A 22,996-nucleotide genomic window follows, 5' to 3' on the forward strand; every position below is an offset into this window, starting at 1 on the left:
GGATCATGAGCGTAGTGGCGATTAAACAACAGGCGCAACCAACTTGCCGTCAGTTACATAAATTCGGTGGTAGCAGTCTTGCAGACATAAAATGTTATCAGCGAGTCGTGAATATCATGACAAATTATAGCCAACCTAATGATTTAATGGTGGTTTCTGCAGCAGGCTCGACAACAAATCAGCTGATTAACTGGTTAAAACTGAGTCAAAGTGATCGTATTTCTGCCCATCAAGCTCAGCAAGAATTACGTCGTTATCAGCTATCCTTGATTGAAGGACTGTTATCAAAAGAGCATGCACAAGCTCTTTCACAGGCCTTTATTGCTGATTTAGAAAGACTAAGTTACTTACTTGATAAGCCGATAACGGATGCAACTTATGCTGAAGTCGTTGGTCATGGTGAAATTTGGTCAGCGAGATTAATGGCAAGCTTATTAACGGAGCAGGGTTTACCTAGTGTGTGGTTAGATGCGCGAGAATTTTTATGTGCAGAGCGCGCCGCACAGCCTCAAGTTAATGAAGCCTTATCGCGTCCTTTGTTACAATCACTGCTGGCTAAATATCCTCAATGTCGCTTTGTGGTAACGGGTTTTATTAGTCGTAATCAACAAGGTGAGACGGTGCTATTAGGCCGTAATGGTAGTGACTACTCAGCGACCCAAGTAGGTGCTTTAGCGGATGTGGGTAAAGTGACTATTTGGAGCGATGTTGCAGGGGTTTATAGTGCCGATCCCCGAAAAGTGAAAGATGCCTGTTTGCTACCGTTATTGCGTTTAGATGAGGCGAGCGAGCTGGCAAGATTAGCGGCACCCGTTTTACATACACGCACACTACAACCCGTCTCAGGGAGCAATATCGATTTACAATTACGTTGCAGTTACCAACCAGAGCAGGGTTCAACTCGAATTGAACGGGTATTAGCATCAGGCACAGGGGCAAAAATTGTCACTAGCCATGATGATGTTTGTTTAATTGAGCTTCAATTAGCCGCACATCAAAATTTTGAACAAATCGCTAAAGAAGTGGATGCATTACTTCAGCGGGTACAAATTCGTCCACTGGCAACAGGTATTGATAGAGATAGTCAGTTGCTACAGTTGTGTTACACCAGTGAAGTCGCTAATAGTGCGTTAGATGTTCTGCAAGATGCGGCCTTACCGGGTAAATTACATCTGCGAGAGGGCTTTTCTCTCGTTGCTTTAGTTGGCGCCGGGGTATGTAAAAATCCACTCCATTGCCACCGTTTCTACCAACAACTTAAAGATCAACCGGTAGAGTTTATTTGGCACGCGGAAGATAACATCAGTTTAGTTGCGGTATTACGTAACTATACGGCTTCATTATTGCAAGGTTTACATCAAACATTATTTAGGGCAGAAAAACAGATTGGTTTAGTGCTGTTTGGTAAAGGGAATATTGGCTCACGTTGGTTAGAACTGTTTGCTCGTGAACAAGAGCCATTATCTGCACGTAGTGATTTTGAATTTATTCTGGCGGGGGTGGTAGATAGCCGTCGCAGCCTACTAGATCACCAAGGTATTGATCCTAGTCGCGCACTGGCCTTTTTTGATGATGAAGCAACAGTGCATAGTGAAGAGTCGCTTCATTTATGGATGAGATCGCATCCTTTTGATGATTTAGTGGTGGTCGATATTACCGCTAATGAAGAGCTTGCCGCCTGTTATGAAGATTTTGCCAGCTATGGTTTTCATGTGATTAGTGCGAATAAAATCGCAGGCTCAGCATCAAGTTTACGCTATCGCGCAACTCGTGATGCTTTCTCTAAAACAGGACGCCACTGGTTATATAATGCGACAGTTGGTGCGGGATTACCTATTAATCATACGGTACGTGATCTACGTGAAAGCGGTGATACGATTTTATCTATCAGTGGTATTTTCTCCGGCACATTGTCATGGCTATTTTTACAATTTGATGGCAGCGTACCTTTTAGTGATTTGGTAGAACAAGCATGGCAACAAGGCCTAACCGAGCCTGATCCTCGTATCGACTTATCAGGACAAGATGTGATGCGCAAATTGATTATTTTAGCCCGTGAAGCTGGCTATGATATTGAACCTGAGCAAGTCCGTGTTGAATCGCTGGTTCCTGCTCAAGCGCAAAGTGGATCATTAGAAGCCTTCTTTGAAAATAGCAGTGTGATTAATGAACAAATGGCACAACGTTTAGCGGCTGCCAATGAGATGGATATGGTACTGCGTTATATTGCGCGGTTTGATGCTAACGGCAAAGCGAAGGTTGGGGTTGAGGCGGTGAGAAAAGATCATCCTCTGGCATCACTATTACCGGGGGATAACCTATTTGCTATTGAAAGCCGTTGGTATCGTGATAACCCATTAGTCATTAGAGGTCCTGGTGCTGGACGTGATGTGACTGCGGGGGCTATTCAGTCTGATCTCAATCGCCTTTCTCAACTATTGTAAAAGACTATTTTCTTTTTAATCAAAACTATCAGTGATTTTTTTATTGCTGATAGTTTTCTGTGTATTTTTTTCTCTTCTATACTGAAAAAGATGATGATTAATTGTGTAGATAGAGAGGAAATATGAATAGAATTGTTGAAAAATGGATGTATCGCTCTCGTTGGTTATTTGCACCTGTCTATATTGGCTTATCTCTTGGATTGTTGGCATTAACGATTAAGTTTTTTCAGTCAATGTACGAGATCTTACCCAATATATTTGCCTTATCTGAAGCTGATTTAGTTTTACGTTTATTATCGCTAATTGATTTGGCATTAGTGGGGGGGTTATTGATAATGGTTATTTTCTCAGGTTATGAGAATTTTATTACCAATATGGAAATCGAAGGCGCGAAGGATAAACTCTCTTGGTTAGGTAACATGGATGCAGAATCGCTGAAAAATAAAGTTGCTGCTTCTATTGTTGCTATCTCTTCTATTCATTTGTTAGGGGTGTTTATGGACTTAAAAAATATCCCCGATAACAAGTTATTATGGTATGTGGTGCTCCATCTGACTTTTGTTTTTTCCGCTTTTGTGATGGGCTATTTAGAGAAGATCTCTAAACGAAGTAAGCGAGCAAATAAAGCCAATCAAGGGTGATAAAATGAGAGCTACAGCACGTCGTTATTTTTAACCTTGGCTATACTTAAATCATCTCTAGTCACAAAGGAGCGATTAATGTCAAAAATTGAAAAACATGTTGATCAGCTAAAAGATAAAGCGACGGAGGTGAAGCATCGGACAGAAGAAAAATTATCTGAAGTTGCCCACGATTTAAAACATGGTGCATCTGATCTTAAAGAAAACGTAGAAAAAAAGATTGATTCATTGAAAAAGTGAATGTGCTATTTGTTAACACAAGGCGCTGCATAGTCAGCGCCTTTTCTATTTAAGGAGTATCGATAGGGTGAAGTTGGAGAAAAATACCAGACAATTTATCAATATTAAAAAAATTCATCTAAATTTTTCGCCAGATAAATTTTTACTTATTTCACCCTTTCTAGTAAAAAACGCTTCTTAGACGATAAGAAACAAAAAAATGTCCTTATTATGGTTAATATTGAGCAAAAACAACGTCGATATTAGCCATTCTTATAACACTAAAGCCGTAATTAAATTTCAGAAAATTCCCCCAAAACGCTTATTTTCTGATATGAATAGTAGGCTATAAGTCAAAAGCAGTGTGGCTTATCACAAAAATCACAATAAAGTCACATAAAAAATGAAAATTAATTACACAACTGGAAGGACATGACTTTTTTTAGTAGAAAGCATGTTGTTACCGACACAAAGCCAAGGTCAGGAGTCTTATGAATCAACAATATTCTGCTATGCGTAGTAATGTCAGCATGCTTGGCAAACTACTCGGCGACACGATAAAAGAGGCACTCGGTGAAGAAATTTTAGATAAAGTGGAATCTATCCGAAAGTTATCTAAGTCATCACGAGCAGGTAATGAAGTTCAGCGACAAAAGCTACTATTAACCTTACAAAATCTCTCTAATGATGAGTTATTACCTGTTGCTAGAGCATTCAACCAATTCTTAAACCTGACTAATGTGGCAGAGCAATACCATAGCATTTCTCCTCATGGTGAGGCGGCAAGTAATCCTGTGGCATTGGCTAAATTAATTGAACGGCTGAAAGATAAAAACTTTACTAATCAGCAACTCAAACAAGCCGTTGAACAAATTTCGATTGAATTAGTCTTAACGGCTCATCCAACGGAAATTGCTCGCCGCACGCTTATTCATAAGCTAGTGGAAGTCAATACTTGCTTATCTCAGCTTGATCATGATGATCTTGCCGATTATGAACGTACCAATATTATGCGCCGTTTACGCCAATTGGTTGCGCAATCGTGGCATACCGATGAGATCAGAAAAATTCGCCCAACCCCTATTGATGAAGCGAAATGGGGCTTTGCGGTGGTCGAAAATAGCTTATGGGAAGGTGTGCCTGCTTTCTTACGTGAATTTAATGAACAGTTAGAAGAGTCTATTGACTACAATTTACCGGTAGAAGCTTCTCCTATTCGCTTTACTTCATGGATGGGGGGAGATCGTGATGGTAACCCAAATGTTACCGCTGAAATTACCCGTCATGCATTATTACTTAGTCGCTGGAAAGCCGCCGATCTATTTTTAAATGATATTCAGGTGCTCGTTTCTGAGCTGTCTATGACAGAAAGCACACCAGAATTACGTGAATTAGCGGGCGGTGCCGATGTTGCCGAGCCTTATCGTGAAATAGCCAAACAATTGCGCACTCGCTTACAAGTGACTCGTGATTATTTAGAACAACGTATCAAAGGTCAGCAATCATTACCTCCTGAAGGCTTACTGATTGATAATTCAGCACTTTGGGAACCTTTATATGCTTGTTACCAATCACTGCATCAGTGTGGTATGCGCATTATTGCCAATGGACAGTTATTAGATACTTTGCGCCGTATCCGTTGTTTTGGATTACAACTGGTGCGACTCGATATTCGCCAAGAAAGCACTAATCATACCGAAGCGCTGTCTGAATTAACGCAATATTTAGAGCTTGGTGATTATGCTAGTTGGTCTGAAGAGCAAAAACAGACGTTTTTACTGACAGAACTTAACTCTAAACGCCCATTGATCCCTACTCATTGGCAACCGAGTGAAGCAACTAAAGAGGTATTTGAAACCTGTCGGGTAATTGCTGAGTCACCAAAAGATTCTATTGCTTCTTATGTGATTTCCATGGCGAAAGTCCCTTCGGATGTATTAGCCGTTAAACTATTATTAAAAGAAGCAGGGGCAGATATTCGTTTACCTGTAGCACCATTATTTGAAACGTTAGAAGACTTAAATAACGCAGAAAGTGTGATGACCCGTCTGTTTGATATTCCCTGGTATCGCGATTTAATTGATAACAAACAGATGGTAATGATTGGTTATTCTGACTCAGCGAAAGATGCGGGTGTGATGGCGGCATCGTGGGCGCAATATCGAGCACAGGATGCTTTAATTAAGTTATGTGAGAAATCAGGCGTGATATTAACGCTATTTCATGGCCGTGGGGGTACTATCGGCCGTGGAGGTGCGCCGGCACATGCTGCATTATTATCACAACCACCGGGTAGTTTAAAAGGTGGATTGCGGGTGACAGAGCAAGGGGAGATGATCCGCTTTAAATTTGGCTTACCGCAAGTGACTATCAGTAGTCTGGCTCACTATGCTGGTGCGATTTTAGAAGCTAATTTATTACCTCCTCCAGAGCCAAAAACAGCTTGGATTGAGGTTATGGATGCTTTATCTGATGTATCTTGCGAGATGTATCGTGGCTATGTCAGAGGCGAAAAAGATTTTGTGCCTTATTTCCGTGCAGCGACGCCAGAAGGTGAATTAGGTAAATTACCATTAGGCTCTCGACCTGCTAAACGCCGTCCAACAGGAGGCGTTGAAACATTGCGTGCTATTCCGTGGATCTTCGCTTGGACTCAGAACCGTTTAATGTTACCCGCATGGTTAGGGGCCGGTGCTGCTTTACAGCATGAGATAGATAACGGAAAACAAGCCGTATTAGATGATATGTGTGAGAATTGGCCTTTCTTTAATACTCGTATTGCTATGCTAGAGATGGTGTATGCAAAAGCGGATCTATGGCTTGCGGAGTATTACGATCAGCGTTTAGTCGAAGAAAATTTATGGCCATTAGGGGCGAAATTACGTCAACAACTCTCTGATGATATTAAGAGTGTATTAGCGATTTCCAAAGATGAGCATTTAATGGCGGACTTACCGTGGGTTGCTGAATCTATCGCATTGCGTAATGTTTATACTGATCCACTTAACGTCCTACAGGCAGAGCTATTGCAACGCTCTCGTACTCATAGCGAGTCTGATCCACGTATTGAACAAGCGTTGATGGTGACTATCGCAGGTATTGCTGCGGGTATGCGTAATACCGGTTAGTGGTCGCAATAGGGTTATTTTATTAGTAAAACAGCGCTAAATTTAGCGCTGTTTTTTTATCTTTTTTTCCAACGATGCCAATAAAGGACGCAATAAACACGGCAAATAAACCAACGTTGATGCCAATTTTGGGCGCCTTTATTAAGGGCTGGAAAGAGGTGATAAGTACTAAATTGCTGTGCAATGATGGCTTGGTTTTTTGTATCACAGCGTTTACGAAAAAGAATAAAGAAACTGCCAAGTTCACGTAGTGCTTGTTGGCGCAACGCGTTGGCTAATAGTGGTTGATGTTGTTTATCTGCAAGCTGCAAGAGTTGTATAACAATTTGCAAATAACTTTGTGCGCGCTTGGCTTCTTTTTGTGGATTAGGTTTACGCGTAATAGAGTTAGGATTAGCGCAATAGTAATAAAGAGGTTGATCATCAAAGCCGATACGTTGAGTGACCAGTGCAAGTTGTGTCGTCCACAAAATATCTTCATGATAAAGGCCATCAATAAAGCGTAGGTGATGTTTTTTGATTATTTCGTGGCGAATAAATTGTAACCAAACAAAATGTGGCCATTGATGTTGCGTAACGGCATGGATCACCCACTCTTGACCGCTGATCACTTGTTGATAAGGTTGACGTTGGTGGATGGTAGTTTGATGCTTTTGTGGATTATGTACATCATAGCGTTCACCATTGCCAATTAATACATCGATATGTTGTTCGCAGGCTAATTGATGCCAATGTGCCAGTAATTGAGGTTTAATAAAATCATCGCTATCAAAAAAGACTATCCAATCACCTTGAGCATATTTTAAGCCAGTATTTCTCGCGCTAGATAACCCTTGGTTAGTTTGGTGATAAAGGTGAAAACGATTATCTTGTTGGCAATAGAGCATAGCGATGTCAACACTATTATCCGTTGAGCCATCATTTATAATGATCACTTCAAAGTCGTGAAAGGTTTGGCAAAGTAGGCTCTCTAATAATCGCGTAATGCGAGATGCCTCATTAAACATAGGAACGATAACAGAAATAATCGGTGTTTTCACAATAGCCCGCCAAGGATTGAGAGATAATATCGCGCTATTTTACCTTTTTTTGGCCTCTTCATAAGACGCAATTGCAGTTACTCGTGCTTTGGCGTGATCAACAATTGGCTGTGGATAATCGAGGTAGTGACCTGTTTTGATTGCCCATTCAGAAGGAGTATGGATATCGCGATCTGGGACATCAGCAAGCTCTGGTAGCCAGTGGCGGATAAACTCACCATCAGGATCAAACTTACGTCCTTGGGTTGTCGGATTAAAAATACGAAAATAAGGCACAGCATCAGTGCCTGTTGATGCTGCCCATTGCCAGCCACCATTATTTGACGCGAAATCACCATCAATTAATTGTGACATAAAATAATTTTCCCCCCAGCGCCAATCAATTAGTAGATCTTTGACTAAAAAACTTGCCGTCAGCATACGTAAGCGATTGTGCATCCAGCCGGTTTGATTCAGTTGTCGCATCGCGGCATCAATAATAGGAAAGCCTGTTAAGCCCTGTGTCCAAGCGGTAAATTCAGTTTGGTCATTACGCCAGCGAATATTTTCTGTCCATGGTTGAAAAGCTATCTGTTTGGATAAACTCGGGTTAGCAACTATTAGATGTTGATAAAACTCGCGCCAAACTAACTCATTAAACCAAACAAATGCACTGGAATGGTTATTTTCTAAGAAATCAGGCTCTGTTTGGTAAAGGCGATTAAAACATTGGCGCACAGACACTAGGCCTATGGCAAGATAAGGGGATAATTGACTGGTTCCATCAATAGCAGGAATATCTCGCCATTTTGCATAATGTATCACCCTTTCATAGCAGAACTGTTTTAAACGCTGTAACGCTGCTTGTTCGCTTGCTGGGAACATCTTGGTTGATGATATTGGTAGTGCAAAAAGTGGTGCATTTAACGGTGAAACGGCTTTTTGGTGTGCTCTTATTTCGGGGGCTGGTAATGAAGCATTATCTTGCGACAGAAATAGCCGTAAAAATGCGGTTCTAAAAGGAGTAAAGACTTTGTACATCTCTCCTTGTTGGGTCACGACATTCCCCGGTGGCACAAAAACGTTATCGTGGTAACAATAAACCGTGGTGTTATGGGCGAGTAATTCCATTACTTTTTTATCACGGTTTTGCTCATTAAGCGCATATTGATGATTAAAAAATAGCGCAGTGACCTGATGTTGCTGACAATAATCCACAATACTTTGTGCCGCATCAGCATATGTATCACTGATGATAAGTGTCAGTGGAATATTTAATTTAGCTAGTGAATGGGAAAGATTAAGCAATGCATCATGAATAAACGCCTGCTGTGATAAAGCCATATGATGGGCTTTCCACTGTGCAGGCGTGACGGTAAAAATGGCATGCACCTGCGCCTGTGTATTTTGGCAAGCATAAAAGAGCGCTTTATTATCGGTCACTCTTAGATCATGACGGAACCAAACTAAATGAACAGGCGCTGAGTGCATGTAACCTCTCTTAATCTAATTTTGGATGTTGATCGATAAGCGCTTGGCGTTTTTTCTGTAATGCTTCAATTTCCGCTTCGATATCTTCAACACGTTGTTCGATATTGTCATAATGCTCAGATAAAATCTCTTTCGCTTCTGATTTATCTGATGCTGCCGGTGTTGCTCCACGTAATGGTTTGTTGGCTGTTTCAATCATTTTTATACCCGTTATCAAACCGACAACAGCAACTACCATTAGATAATAGGCGGGCATATATAAATTGCCAGTCGCTTCAACTAACCAAGCCGCTGCAGTTGGTGTGGCACCGGCAATTAATACCGAGATATTAAATGCAATAGCTAAGGCACTATAACGAATATGGGTTGGGAAAATAGCCGGTAAAATAGAGGCCATCACCCCAGTAAAACAGTTTAATAAAACCGCAAGAATTAATAATCCTAAGAAAATTAAACCGATTTCATCACTGTTAATCATCATAAATGCCGGATATGCCAATATAAACAGTCCAACGCTACCCCCGATAACAAAAGGTTTACGACCAATCTTATCACTCAGTAATCCAATCACAGGCTGAACAAATAGCATCCCTATCATAATCGCGATGATGATCAAGACCCCATGATCGGCGGAATAATTTAAGTTATGGGATAAATAACTTGGCATATAGGTTAGCAACATGTAGTAGGTGACGTTGGTCGCAATCACTAAGCCCACACATACCGTTAAACTCTTCCAATACTTGGAAGCGATTTCTCGTAATGAAACACGTGGCGGATTTTCGATAGATTTACGATCATCGCTGTTCATTTCATCAACATGTTGTTGGAAGGCCGGGGTTTCTTCTAAAGCATGACGTAAATATAAGCCAATCAGACCTAAAGGTAATGCCAAGAAGAATGGAATACGCCATCCCCACTCATGGAATGCAGCTTCACCCATAATGGTTGAGATAAGAACAACAACACCCGCCCCCATAACGAAGCCGGCAATAGAGCCGAAATCTAACCAGCTTCCCATAAAGCCCCGTTTACGGTCTGGTGAATATTCGGCAACGAAAATCGCTGCACCTGAGTACTCACCACCAATTGAGAAGCCTTGGGCTAGTTTTGCTAATAACAGTAAGACGGGTGCCCATATTCCAATGGTGTCATACCCAGGAATAAGACCGATAGCAAAAGTACTTAGTGCCATAATTATGATGGTGACAGATAAGACTTTTTGTCGTCCAAACTTATCCCCCAACATACCAAATACAACCCCACCTAATGGTCTAACAAGGAATGGGACTGAGAATGTCGCAAGTGCTGCGATCATTTGTACGCCAGGTGATGCACCAGGGAAAAACACTTGACCTAATACATAAGCCAAGAAGCCATATACACCAAAATCAAACCACTCCATTGCATTACCTAACGCTGCCGCAGTAATGGCTTTTTTAAGTTTGCTATCATCAATAATGGTTATATCATTGATTCTTAATGGTTTGTTTCTTTTTTTCTTCAATTTCATATTAAGTGACCTTTCAATTAAGGTATTAGTAAATTGTTGTTATTCAATTAATAATTAAACGAAATGAAGTGACTATTTTATAGCGAGAAAAGAGAGTGGTAATAATTCACTAAAAAACAGTTTACTTCTACATAGTTAAATAGTGAGGGTGAACTAATAGCTTATGGAACACTTATTAAGTATAGATGAGGTTAAATGAAAGATTAGGGATTTTTTGTCGTTGTTTTGATATAACAAAACGAAGCCTCTAAGTAAAAAATGTAACCTATATCATAGCTGAATATGACTTTTGTGTAAAATCCATGATGTTAATGGTTGTAAATTTGAATTAAGTTAGATGAAGATGGCGATAAAAAGCTAATAGTAAATATTATTATATAACAATGGGTTATGTTTGGTTTTTATTTTTTGATTAGAAATAATATATTGATAGTCAAATTATGCATAATAAATAGTTAATATCTGCTTTAATGTGGATGAAATCATCTATTATTCGTTGTGCTAAAACACAGAAATAAAAACAGTCATTGCTAGATTTGGTGCAGTCATTTTTCTATTCTAGCAAATAGATAAGGTAAGTCAGTGGATAATTAAGTAGATATCACTATTCTTATTAAGAGAGCAAAAAGAGAGGAGATGTCATAATATCCACTAGGCATAAGAGCAGATAATTTGAGTAATGACATTGTGGTATAAATATTAACAATAATTATTTTTATAAAATCAATAATTAACGGCATGCTTGTGCCAATTAACCCAGGTACTCCTCATGAATATTAATCAACTGAAAAGCTTTGTTGAAGTAGTGCGAAATGACTTTAACATTACGAATGCGGCAGAGAAACTCTATACCTCACAACCAACGATTAGTAAGCAACTTAAGATATTAGAAGACGAACTCAGTGTTTCTTTATTCGTCCGTAAAAATAATAATTTATTAGCACTTAGTCCTATGGGGAAAGAGGTCCATAAAATAGCTAGCGATATTCTTGGACAGGTTGATAAAATTAAAAGTATTGTGGCAGAAGAAGATCGTAATAAAAAAGTAGATTTGCACATTGCCACAACACATACGCAAATACGTTACTCCTTACCCAACGTCATTGATCATTTTCGCCGCTATTACCCTAATATTTCACTCCATTTTCACCAAGGTGCTCCTGCTCAGTTAGCAGAAATGGTAAAAAATGGCGATGTCGATTTTGCGATTGCCACAGAATCGATGCATTTATATGAAGATTTAATTACTTTGCCTTGTTATCGCTGGACTCGCAGTTTATTAGTACCTTATGATCACCCTCTTGCATCATTACCTGATGATCAACAGGTTACCATTGAACAACTTGGTCAATATCCCCTTATTACCTATGTGTTTGGTTTCACTCGAGGCTCTAAACTCGATAAAGTGTTTTATAAAAACCATCTTAAACCTCAAGTGGCATTGACGGCGACAGATACCGAAATTATTAAATATTATGTCAAGCGCCACCTTGGGATTGGTGTGATTGCCACGGTTGCTTATGATGAAATAGAAGATAGCCAAGCATTAAAGTGCATCAATATCGATCACTTAGTACAGCCCAGTTATACACATATATGCCTAAGTAAACATACGCATATGAAAGATTATATGCATGAGTTTATTTCACTCTATGCTCCGCATATTGATAGAAATATTATTCAGATGCCAGAGCAGTGGGAAACCCAGTGGCATAGCAAAGAAGTGTATCAGGGGTTACCTGATCTGATTTCGGTAAATAGCAAAGAGAAAATAATAGAATAAATCTTCAGTTAAGATGAGGGACTAAAAAGCCCGTTTTTGCGGGGGCAAAAAACGGGCTTAGGGCAGAATAAGTAATTATTTGCGAGTTAGCAGATTAACAAAAATCTGTGCACCCACTAATAAACAATCATCATCAACAAAATAAGGATTAGCATGAAGGTAGTTATTGATACCTTTAGCTTGATTACCACTGCCTAAAAAGAACATTGCGCCAACTTTACCTTTAGTGGCATTCACCATATAGCTAAAGTCTTCACTACCCGTCATTGGTTTACCGTTAGATTCGATATTCTCTTCTGGTAAAAATTGGCGAGTGGCTTCTAGTAAACGCTGATAAGCCGTAGGATGGTTAATAACAGCAGGGTAGCCTGTCGCTGTTAATGTTGTTTTAAAGCCACCCGCTGTACTGCGTGCTACGATTTCATTAAAGCTTTCTTTTAATACTTTGTCGGTATTTTCATCCATAGAGCGGATAGTACCACGGGCTTGAACGTGATCTGCTAACGCATTAGGAATAGTACCGCCATTGATCATGCCGCAACCAAATACCGCAGGGCTAAAGGGATCAGTTTTTTTGGCAACCACATAATCCATATAATCAATTAAGCGAGTTGCTTCACGAATAGCATCTAAACCTTTATGCGGTGTAGATCCGTGCGCAGAAACACCATAAACATCTAATGTCCATGCTGAGCCGTAAGATGACATGACACCATCATTAAAACGTACACAACCAGTTTCGATAGCTGCATCATTATGTAGTGCGTAAGTTTCATCAACGCCTTCCATGCAACCTAATTCAACCATTTTGTCAGCACCAGGAACACGCATATCCTCTTCTGCCATTTGGAAAATAAAACGCACATTAGCGCTCATTTCTGCTTGGTTTTCAGCAAGGTATTTAGCGGCCGTTAATGCAATGGTCATATGAGTATCGTGACCACAATTATGTGCACAACCTTGATGGATAGAGCTGTGTTCGTTGTTCGTTAAGTCTGGCATTTCTAATCCATCCATATCTGCACGGATGGCAATCAGTGGAAAATCAGCATTAACAATTAAATCGGCAGTAAATCCAGTATAGCCATCAAAGGTTTTAATTTGATAGCCAAAGCTTTCCATCAATTCACGGCAATACTTTGATGTTTTATATTCTTCACCTGATAACTCAGGAATTTTGTGCAGATCTTGTCGTGTTTTTTTACTAAAGTCATTTAATTGAAAGAGTTTTTCGCTGACATTATAAATATTATTCATTAGATAACTCCCTGGATAGTAAATCCAATTTGTGCGACGATTGATGCGCCGAAGAAACAGCAGGTAGAAACAATCATGAAAATAAGGATCACTTTCCATGACATTTTCTTAAGTTCTTCTAATTGGCCACCAACGGATAAACCAGCAAATGCTAATAAAGGTACACAACAAGATAAGAAAGAGACTTTACCGATAGAACTAATAAAAAACTCTCTTACAGGTGTTTCAGGTAAACAAATAAGTATCCCGATAATAGTTGCATAAGCAAATGTTGGTAGAGATGAAGGTAAATATTGTTTAGCAACGAGTGAAATAAAAACCACTACAGACATAGCAATAAAGCTATCCCACATTGCATAAATAGCAATCCCTGATGTTAACGTTTGAGTAAACATTGCCAGTAAAATAGCAACGAATACTAATTTCATATCTATAATTATATTTTTCATGCAGTTTTGCCTCTGGTGAAAACTTTATAAATTTTTTCTGAAAGAGGTAAACCTAAATAGGTTAATGAGAGTGCGCCAAGTGCAGAAGATAATAAGTTAGATGCAGCCGCAACACTTAATACTTGTTGTGCTAAAGCTTCGTCTAAACCGTTAATTAATGCCCCTGATGCAGCACTTAACATTGAACCTGAACCTACGCCGGAGCCTGCTGCTAGAGCAAGTGGGTGTAAGCCTGTTAATGGTGCAAGACTACCTAATACGCTGAACCATAAAGTCCCGATAACAGAACCACATAAGTAAATAGCTAATACACCAATATATTCTTGTGAGCCAGTCCCAAATCTACCTTGAATAACGGCGATAGAAGGTTCTCGACTAATAGATGAACATGCACCAATTGCACGGCGACCAAAACCAAATTTAATGGCTAATGGTACGGCAATTAATACTGGTAATAAGTTTCCTAGCTCTTGAACAAATAAAGGAATACCGACACTTAAAATCATTTTTATATTTGGGACGATCATGCCAGCATATTGCGTACCTAAAATAAGTAGGCTGAAACCTACCATTTTACCGCAGAAGCCTTCTTCTTTTTCTGTAAATAATTTACCCCAAACTTTAATTTTTTTGCGGGTAAATCCAGCCGACATAAACATACCAATAATAACTGCAAATAACATTGGTAGAATAGGAATGACTGCAATGCCAATCTTAATTTCTTTTTTACCAATCACATATTGTGAAATAAAAATTAAGAAAAGGACTGCCAGAATACTAATAAAGAAAACCTTTATCGGACTTCTACTTTTGTCCATCCGTTAATCTCCGTAGAAAAATAAACAGGCTTTATTCTAGAGGACAAAAAGCAAAAGGTAGCGTGACCAATGTCATGTTTACTTCATACCTCTTTTTCATGGGACATGAAATAAAATAATAGCAATAAATTTATTAACAATTTGAGTTAACTGAAATTATTGAGGAAAGACAGAGAGTAAGGCTGAAATGTGTCAGCTATATTGTTAAATAAAATGATAGTAGAAAAAGAGCAATTAAAAATTAGTTTAATTATTAAAATAATCCTATAAGTTTATTTTGTCTAGCACTTGATGATTTTAATACAATATAAATGAGATAGATTCTTATTTAATGCGAAATGAGTCATAAAAGCGATAAGTGCATTTATCAATAGTATTATTTTTTATAGTTAATTTCCTTTATTAATTGACCTATCTACCGTGACAATCAATCAAGAGATGTTATTCTTAATATTTGATTTAATAACACGGTATTCTCTATATGATGTGGTAAAAGAGTCGGTTGTTATATCTGGGGCAGCATGTAGAGAGATTACCCACTAAAATAAAAAGGAAATGCGTCACATGAGTAAGCAAACAGTTGCAACCTATATTGCTAAAGTGCTCCATAATGCAGGTGTGAAACGTATTTGGGGGGTGACGGGCGATTCATTGAATGGATTAAGTGATAGCTTGCGCAAAATGGGTACCATTGAATGGATGGGCACACGCCATGAAGAAGTCGCGGCTTTTGCTGCCGGAGCAGAAGCGGCTATCAATGGTGAATTAGCCGTTTGTGCCGGCTCCTGCGGACCAGGTAACTTACACTTAATTAATGGACTTTTTGATTGTCATCGTAATCATGTTCCCGTATTAGCGATTGCCGCTCATATTCCCTCTGCTGAAATTGGTAGTAATTACTTTCAAGAAACTCATCCTCAAGAGTTATTTCGTGAATGTAGTCACTATTGTGAATTAGTCTCTAATCCCGATCAGATCCCACAAATTCTGGCTATCGCTATGCGCACCGCTATTTTGAAAAAGGGTGTTGCGGTGGTGGTATTACCCGGTGATGTAGCGTTAAAACCCGCTCCAGAAGATGCCCATGAAAATTGGTATCCACTACAATCACCACTGATTATGCCGAATCGTTTTGAAATCGAAAAACTGTCTGAGGCACTGAATAACGCTAAAAATATCACCTTAATGTGTGGTGCGGGTTGTGCTCAAGCACATGATGAAGTGGTGAAACTAGCACAAACCTTAAAAGCCCCTGTTGTGCATGCACTACGTGGTAAAGAGTATCTTGAGTGGAATAATCCATGTAGCGTGGGAATGACGGGTCTTATCGGTTTTTCATCGGGTTATCACGCAATGGAGAATGCCGATACTTTAGTACTGTTAGGTACTCAATTCCCTTATCGCGCTTTCTATCCTGCCAAAGCTAATATTATTCAAATTGACCTTAATCCAAGTAGCATTGGTTCACATTGCCATGTGGATATGGCTTTTGTTGGGGATGTCAAAGCAACCCTTAATGCATTACAACCGCGATTAAAAGAGAAAACAGATACCGCACATCTTGATGCCTCGTTAAAACATTATGCTAAAGCACGCAAAGATTTAGATGCATTGGCTCAACCTAGTGAGCGTGAGTTGATCCACCCTCAGTATTTAGCACGTCGATTAAGTGAATTAGCCAACGATGATGCGGTATTTACCTGTGATGTTGGCACGCCAACAGTTTGGGCGGCACGTTACGTGAAAATGAATGGTAAACGTCGTTTAATTGGTTCGTTTAATCATGGCTCAATGGCGAATGCGATGGCGCAAGCTATTGGTATTCAAGCACTGGACAGAAAACGTCAAGTTGTGGCGATGTGCGGTGACGGTGGTTTTACCATGTTAATGGGTGATTTCATCTCATTGGCTCAAATGAACTTACCGGTGAAAGTGGTGATTTTTAATAACAGCGTATTAGGTTTTGTGGCGATGGAAATGAAAGCGGGGGGCTATTTGACTGACGGCACCGATTTACATAATCCTGATTTTGCCGCTATTGCCAATGCGGCGGGAATTAAAGGTATTCGCGTTGAGAAAGGCGAAGATCTTGATGAAGCATTAAAAACAGCCTTTGAACATGATGGCCCTGTTATTGTGGATGTGGTAACCGCAAAACAAGAGCTTTCCATGCCTCCGGAAATTAAATTTGAGCAGGCCAAAGGTTTTAGCTTGTATATGATGAAAGCGATTATTAATGGTCGTGGCGATGAAATAGTGCAATTAGCGAAAACCAACTGGTTGCGCTAATCATTAAACGCATAATCGTTATATTGCGAGTTGCAGGGGCTAATCGCCTACCTGCAACTTGCATTTCAACATAAGTCGATAGGATTTTTTATTATTTCGCTTTCTCTGCTAAACAAAAGTTTTCAATTAATTGTCCCATTAATTCACGAGTTGGCTCAATAAAAGCCATATCAATAAACTCATCAGGCTGGTGGGCTTGTTCAATGGAGCCAGGACCAAGCACTAGCGTAGGGCATAGCGCTTGAATAAAAGGTGCTTCGGTACAGTAATTAACAGTTTGCGCTTTCTCACCCAGTAGTTTTTCAATCACGGCAACCATTTTATGATCGGTCGGACACTCGTAGCCGGGAATAGGCTCGTGCAATGCTTCGACACTTAAACGTCCCGGCCAGCGCGCTTTTACCGGGGCTAATGTTTCGTGTAGCAGATCATCAAGATCTTGCAGCGTTAATCCCGGTAATGGGCGAATATCCATATGTAATTCACAGCAAGCACAAATTCTATTAGCAGCATCACCACCGTTAATATAACCAAAGTTCATGGTGGGATAGGGAATAACAAACGCCGGATTGTTATAACGGGTTTTTAATCTATCGCGCAGTGTACTGAGATGGGTGATAGATTCATGCATTAACTCAATAGCGTTGACACCTTTTTCCGGATCACTAGAGTGACCGGATTGCCCAGTAATACGGATAGCATTAGATAAATGCCCTTTGTGAGCTCGTATTGGTTGTAATGAGGTGGGTTCGCCAATAATCGCAAAATCAGGACGAATAGCGGTATTAGCGGCAAAATAACGTGCACCAGCCATCGACGTTTCTTCATCTGCTGTAGCAAGAATATACAGAGGATGTGTGAGTTGAGAGGTATCTATATCTCGCAATGCATCAATAATAAAGGCAAAAAAGCCTTTCATATCTGCCGTACCTAAACCATATAACTTGCCTTCTTTTTCCGTTAGGGTAAAGGGATCTTGAGTCCAACGCCCTTCATCAAATGGCACTGTATCCGTATGTCCACAGAGTAATAACCCGCCGGTTCCACTGCCAAGGGTAGCAAGTAGGTTAAATTTCCCTCTGGTTTCAGGTACTGGTTGTATTTCAATTGAAAAACCGAGTGTTTCCAACCAATTAGCCAACAGATTAATCAGTGCCTCGTTACTTTGGTCTGTCTTAGCATCTGTTGCACTAATTGAGGGCGTTGCAATTAATTGTCGATAAAGCTCAATAAATGTAGGTAATTTAATATTCACTGTTGACAGCCTTTCTTCATAATAGTATCAATATTCATGCACTTTTTTTGAATAAAAATACATTAATCGGTTTGTGTTCATAGTACAAGGTAAGAATGACATGTTAAATACTCTGATTGTAGGAGCAAGTGGTTACACCGGTGCTGAATTAGCAGCCTATCTTCAGCAGCATCCCCATGTGAATTTGAGCAGACTGATGGTATCCGCTCAAAGTATAGATGCAGGGAAGTGCTTTTCTGAGCTTTACCCACAATATCGTGGCTTAGTTGATTTGCCACTTGAGCCTATGGTCGATGTTGCTAATGCCGCTGAAAATATCGATATCGTTTTTTTAGCCACCGCACATGAAGTCAGTCATGACATTGCCCCTATTTTTCTCGCTCAGGGGTGTGTGGTGTTCGATTTATCCGGCGCCTACCGAGTACAAAATAAGCATTTCTACCAACAATACTATGGATTCGAGCATAAGAATACTGATTGGTTATCACAGGCGGTTTATGGTCTTGCCGAATGGAACGCTGATCAGATTAGTCAGGCTCAACTTATTGCTGTGCCGGGTTGTTATCCCACCGTTTCTCAGCTGTCGTTAAAGCCATTAGTTGAAGCGGGATTATTAGACAGCACTCACTGGCCTGTTATCAATGCCACCAGCGGTGTAAGTGGCGCAGGCAGAAAAGCGTCTTTAACAAACAGCTTTTGTGAAGTGAGTTTACAACCTTACGGTGTTTTTACGCATCGTCACCAACCGGAAATTGCTACTCACCTTGGCATTGATGTCATTTTTACTCCTCATCTTGGTAATTTTGCTAGGGGGATCTTAGCCACTATCACCTGTAAGTTAAAACAAGGTGTCACAGAAAATGAGGTAAGGCAGACATTTGAAACAGCGTATCAAGACCAACCGTTGGTGCGTGTGTATGACAAAGGTCTACCTGCATTAAAAGCCGTTGTCGGTACCGCCTTTTGTGATATCGGGTTAGCACAACAAGATGAGCATTTAATTATTGTCGGTGCGGAAGATAACTTATTAAAAGGGGCCGCAGCACAAGCGGTGCAATGTATGAACATTCGGTTCGGTTTTGCACCAACCGAAACACTTATCTAAATAATGAGTAGGGACGTTTTATGGAACCATTAATTATCAAACTAGGCGGTGTACTGCTAGATAACGAAAAAGCGTTAACACGTTTTTTTACAGCACTACAAGAATATCGCACTAGTCATAGCCGTCCATTAGTGATTGTTCATGGTGGTGGCTGTTTGGTTGATTCTCTGATGAAAAAGCTGCAATTGCCCGTTGTTAAAAAACAAGGCCTACGAGTTACCCCCGCCGATCAAATTGACATTATTACTGGCGCGTTGGCAGGAAGTGCCAATAAAACATTGCTGTCATGGGCCACACGCTTTGGTTTAAATGGTGTCGGACTTTGTTTGGGCGATGGCCAATTAGCCAAAGTAACAAAAATTAGTGATGAACTAGGTCATGTGGGAAATGCTGAACCTGGCTCTCCTGAGTTATTAAATCTATTACTGAATGCAGGGTATCTCCCGATTATTAGTTCTATAGGTGTGAGTATCCAAGGTGAACTGATGAATGTTAATGCTGACCAAGCGGCAACAGCGATTGCTGAAACCTTAGGAGCAGATTTGGTGTTGCTCTCAGATGTAAGTGGCATTTTGGATGGCAAAGGACAAAAACTCACAGAAATATCTGCCACAAAAGCGCAAGCATTAATCGACCAAGGCATTATCACCGACGGCATGATTGTTAAAGTTAATGCTGCGTTAGAAGCGGCAAAAACGCTTAGACGTCCTGTTGAAATAGCCAGTTGGCGTCACGCGGAAAAACTGACTGATTTATTTAATGGTATGGCGATAGGGACACGTATTTTAGCTTAAACACAACCACATAACGCTTTGTATATTGGCGAAATAAACACAATTGAGAATAAAGGTTATCACTATGACGAAAGGTATTAAAAAAATTGTACTGGCATATTCAGGTGGTCTAGACACATCGGCTATCATCCCTTGGTTAAAAGAGCATTATGACAATTGCGAGGTGGTTGCGTTTGTTGCTGATGTGGGACAAAGCCGTGAAGATCTGGAAGGCGTAGAGCAAAAAGCATTGGCGTCAGGGGCCAGTGAATGCTATGTGGTTGATTTACGAGAAGAGTTTATTAAAGACTATGTGTATCCAGTATTAAAAACAGGGGCATTATATGAAGGGAGCTATTTGTTAGGCACTTCAATGGCACGTCCTGTGATTGCGAAAGCACAAGTTGAATTGGCATTAAAACTCGGGGCTGATGCCTTGGCGCATGGCGCAACAGGTAAAGGTAATGACCAAGTTCGTTTTGAAAGTACTTATACCGCACTGGCACCGCAACTTAAAGTGGTTGCACCTTGGAGAGAGTGGGACTTGCGCTCCCGTGAAGCTCTACTGGATTATCTAAAAGTTCGTCATATTCCAACCACGGCGACACTTGAGAAAATTTATAGTCGTGATGAAAACGCATGGCATATCTCAACAGAAGGCGGAGTGTTAGAAAGTCCATGGAATGCCTCTAATGAAGATTGCTGGGCATGGACGGTAGATCCGAAAAAAGCCCCTGATACACCTGAACAGGTTTCTGTAACGGTAAAAGCAGGTGAAGTGGTTGCTATCAATGGCAAAGCTCAATCTCCTTATGAGTGTTTAGCTACATTAAATACGCTAGGTGTAAAACACGGTATTGGTCGTATTGATATTGTGGAAAATCGTTTGGTCGGTATGAAATCTCGCGGTTGCTATGAAACCCCGGGAGGCACCATTATGATGGCGGCACTGCGTGGTGTTGAGCAACTGGTTTTGGATAGAGATGCTTTTAAATGGCGTCAACAGTTGGGTTTAGAGATGTCTTATGTTGTTTATGACGGTCGTTGGTTTACGCCAATTCGGGCTTCATTACAAGCTGCCGCTGACTCGCTGGCAACAGAGGTAAATGGCGAAGTGGTGTTAGAGCTTTATAAAGGCCATGTGAATGCTATTCAGAAAAAATCTGACAACAGCCTCTACTCGGAAGAGTTCGCCACCTTTGGTGAAGATGAAGTCTATGATCACAGCCATGCAGAAGGGTTTATCCGCCTATACTCTTTGCCATCACGTATTCGGGCATTAAGTAAAAAGAAATAAGGTGAGACCAATGAGAGTGATGTGACAAAAGGCATCACTCTCTACATTTTTATCAAGCATGACTTTTAACAAAGACAAAATAGGATGTGATTATGGCACTTTGGGGTGGACGTTTTAGTCAGCAAGCTGATCAACGGTTTAAACAATTCAATGATTCACTGCGGTTTGACTATCGACTCGCACAACAAGATATCTTTGGTTCAGTAGCTTGGTCTAAAGCGTTAGTCACAGTAGGTGTCTTATCGCAGGATGAACAAGCTCAACTTGAACAGGCACTTTATGAACTGTCTGAGGAAGTAACCGCTAATCCTCATTCTATTTTACAAAGTGATGCGGAAGATATTCATAGTTGGGTAGAGAGCAAACTGATTGCCAAAGTGGGTGATTTAGGTAAGAAATTGCACACTGGACGTAGCCGTAATGATCAGGTCGCGACAGATTTAAAATTGTGGTGTAAAGAAGAAGTCGCCCACTTACGTCAGGCTATTATTGAATTACAAAAGGCGTTGGTGGTAACCGCTGAGCAAAATCAACATGCTGTGATGCCCGGTTATACTCATTTACAACGTGCTCAACCCGTCACTTTTGCGCATTGGTGTTTAGCTTATAAAGAGATGTTAGCAAGAGATGAGAGTCGTTTAGCGGATGCATTAACGCGTTTAGATGTAAGCCCACTGGGTAGTGGCGCTTTGGCGGGTACCGCTTATGATATTGATCGTGAACAATTAGCTCAATGGTTGGGTTTTGCCAGTGCAACAAACAATAGTTTAGATAGCGTATCAGATAGAGATCATGTGTTAGAGCTATTATCTGCGGCCGCTATTGGTATGGTGCATCTTTCTCGTTTTGCTGAAGATTTGATTTTCTTTAATAGTGGGGAAGCAGGTTTTATTGAGCTTTCAGATAAAGTTACTTCTGGCTCTTCATTAATGCCACAGAAGAAAAATCCTGATGCATTAGAGCTTATTCGTGGTAAGTGCGGGCGTGTACAAGGGGCATTAACCGCAATGATGATGACCCTAAAAGGGTTGCCTCTTGCTTATAATAAAGATATGCAAGAAGACAAAGAAGGGCTGTTTGATGCCGTTGATACTTGGTCTGATTGTTTGCATATGGCAACATTAGTGCTTGATGGGTTGCAGGTTCGCCGTCCTCGTTGTGAAGAGGCCGCAAAACAAGGTTATGCCAATGCGACAGAGCTTGCTGATTATTTAGTCGCAAAAGGGGTGCCATTTCGCCAAGCTCACCATATTGTCGGTGAAGTTGTTGTTAGTGCAATTGAGCAAGGTAAAGCGCTTGAAGAGTTGGCGCTATCTGAATTACAGAAGTTTAGTAGCAAAATTACCGTTGAAGTTTACGAGATCCTTTCATTGCAATCTTGTTTAGATAAACGATTAGCAAAAGGTGGAGTATCTCAACAGCAGGTTTCTTATGCCATTATTGAGGCCAAAAAACAGCTTAATATGGATGAGTAGTTTTATCCCATTGTATAACTGACAGATTATTCAAAAAAAG

The 22,996-nt window shown here is 40.3% G+C and carries 17 protein-coding genes; 10 read left to right on the plus strand and 7 right to left on the minus strand.

Going from position 1 to position 22,996, the window contains the following annotated elements; genetic code table 11:
* The first annotated feature begins 5 nt into the window (after positions 1-5).
* From GWI58_RS16600 to ppc, 4 genes are all read left to right on the plus strand, one after another.
* Complete coding sequence (locus GWI58_RS16600) at positions 6-2,444, plus strand: bifunctional aspartate kinase/homoserine dehydrogenase II (RefSeq protein WP_004249705.1); 2,439 nt, start codon at positions 6-8, stop codon at positions 2,442-2,444.
* A gap of 122 nt (positions 2,445-2,566) precedes the next feature.
* Positions 2,567-3,085, plus strand: a complete 519-nt coding sequence (locus tag GWI58_RS16605) for a TIGR00645 family protein (protein ID WP_004246405.1) — start codon at positions 2,567-2,569, stop codon at positions 3,083-3,085.
* Positions 3,086-3,163: 78 nt separating this feature from the next.
* Positions 3,164-3,325: a hypothetical protein gene (locus tag GWI58_RS16610; protein ID WP_004246404.1), complete on the plus strand. Its 162-nt coding sequence runs from the start codon at positions 3,164-3,166 to the stop codon at positions 3,323-3,325.
* A gap of 470 nt (positions 3,326-3,795) precedes the next feature.
* Complete coding sequence (gene ppc / locus GWI58_RS16615) at positions 3,796-6,432, plus strand: phosphoenolpyruvate carboxylase (RefSeq protein ID WP_161769401.1); 2,637 nt, start codon at positions 3,796-3,798, stop codon at positions 6,430-6,432.
* A 56-nt stretch (positions 6,433-6,488) separates the two neighbouring features.
* Here ppc and GWI58_RS16620 read toward each other — a convergent pair whose 3' ends face one another.
* From GWI58_RS16620 to proP, 3 genes are read right to left on the minus strand one after another with little or no spacing between them, the layout of a single operon-like run.
* Complete coding sequence (locus GWI58_RS16620; RefSeq protein ID WP_020946559.1) at positions 6,489-7,472, minus strand: glycosyltransferase; 984 nt, start codon at positions 7,470-7,472, stop codon at positions 6,489-6,491.
* A 39-nt stretch (positions 7,473-7,511) separates the two neighbouring features.
* Complete coding sequence (gene phrB, locus GWI58_RS16625; protein WP_094959830.1) at positions 7,512-8,942, minus strand: deoxyribodipyrimidine photo-lyase; 1,431 nt, start codon at positions 8,940-8,942, stop codon at positions 7,512-7,514.
* Between the two features lie 10 nt (positions 8,943-8,952).
* Positions 8,953-10,455 (minus strand): glycine betaine/L-proline transporter ProP, encoded by a 1,503-nt coding sequence (gene proP / locus GWI58_RS16630; protein ID WP_004246398.1) that lies wholly within the window; start codon positions 10,453-10,455, stop codon positions 8,953-8,955.
* 769 nt (positions 10,456-11,224) lie between these two features.
* Here proP and GWI58_RS16635 point away from each other — a divergent pair.
* Positions 11,225-12,238 carry a LysR substrate-binding domain-containing protein gene (locus tag GWI58_RS16635; protein ID WP_004246397.1) on the plus strand — a complete coding sequence of 338 codons (1,014 nt, stop codon included), beginning with the start codon at positions 11,225-11,227 and terminating at the stop codon, positions 12,236-12,238.
* Positions 12,239-12,313: 75 nt separating this feature from the next.
* Here the strand turns inward: GWI58_RS16635 and GWI58_RS16640 are convergent, their stop codons facing one another.
* From GWI58_RS16640 to GWI58_RS16650, 3 genes are read right to left on the minus strand one after another with little or no spacing between them, the layout of a single operon-like run.
* A complete protein-coding gene (locus tag GWI58_RS16640; RefSeq protein WP_004246396.1) occupies positions 12,314-13,495 on the minus strand; it encodes a M20 metallopeptidase family protein in 1,182 nt (393 codons plus the stop codon).
* Positions 13,495-13,944 carry a hypothetical protein gene (locus GWI58_RS16645; RefSeq protein WP_004246394.1) on the minus strand — a complete coding sequence of 150 codons (450 nt, stop codon included), beginning with the start codon at positions 13,942-13,944 and terminating at the stop codon, positions 13,495-13,497. Before GWI58_RS16645 ends, GWI58_RS16640 begins: the two co-directional genes overlap by 1 nt.
* Positions 13,941-14,762, minus strand: a complete 822-nt coding sequence (locus GWI58_RS16650; RefSeq protein WP_004246392.1) for a DUF3100 domain-containing protein — start codon at positions 14,760-14,762, stop codon at positions 13,941-13,943. The genes GWI58_RS16645 and GWI58_RS16650 overlap by 4 nt, the downstream gene beginning before the upstream one ends.
* 564 nt (positions 14,763-15,326) lie before the next feature.
* On the opposite strand from GWI58_RS16650, the gene poxB reads away from it, so the two are divergent.
* Complete coding sequence (gene poxB, locus GWI58_RS16655; RefSeq protein WP_004246391.1) at positions 15,327-17,051, plus strand: ubiquinone-dependent pyruvate dehydrogenase; 1,725 nt, start codon at positions 15,327-15,329, stop codon at positions 17,049-17,051.
* Positions 17,052-17,142: 91 nt separating this feature from the next.
* Here the strand turns inward: poxB and argE are convergent, their stop codons facing one another.
* Entirely contained in the window at positions 17,143-18,306 is a 1,164-nt protein-coding gene (gene argE, locus GWI58_RS16660; protein ID WP_004249893.1) for an acetylornithine deacetylase, read from the minus strand.
* Between the two features lie 100 nt (positions 18,307-18,406).
* Between argE and argC the strand changes: the two genes are divergently transcribed.
* The 4 genes from argC (at position 18,407) to argH (ending at position 22,956) form a co-directional block, all read left to right on the plus strand.
* Positions 18,407-19,411: an N-acetyl-gamma-glutamyl-phosphate reductase gene (gene argC, locus GWI58_RS16665; protein WP_094959826.1), complete on the plus strand. Its 1,005-nt coding sequence runs from the start codon at positions 18,407-18,409 to the stop codon at positions 19,409-19,411.
* Positions 19,412-19,431: 20 nt separating this feature from the next.
* The gene (argB, locus tag GWI58_RS16670) at positions 19,432-20,205 is read left to right on the plus strand and encodes an acetylglutamate kinase (RefSeq protein ID WP_004246388.1); all 774 of its coding nucleotides are present in this window, start codon (positions 19,432-19,434) and stop codon (positions 20,203-20,205) included.
* Positions 20,206-20,269: 64 nt separating this feature from the next.
* A complete protein-coding gene (locus GWI58_RS16675; RefSeq protein WP_004246387.1) occupies positions 20,270-21,481 on the plus strand; it encodes an argininosuccinate synthase in 1,212 nt (403 codons plus the stop codon).
* A 92-nt stretch (positions 21,482-21,573) separates the two neighbouring features.
* Entirely contained in the window at positions 21,574-22,956 is a 1,383-nt protein-coding gene (gene argH, locus GWI58_RS16680; RefSeq protein ID WP_110229676.1) for an argininosuccinate lyase, read from the plus strand.
* The last annotated feature ends 40 nt before the right edge of the window (positions 22,957-22,996 follow it).

It is taken from the genome of Proteus sp. G2674 (genome assembly GCF_009915195.1).
Lineage (GTDB): Bacteria > Pseudomonadota > Gammaproteobacteria > Enterobacterales > Enterobacteriaceae > Proteus > Proteus mirabilis.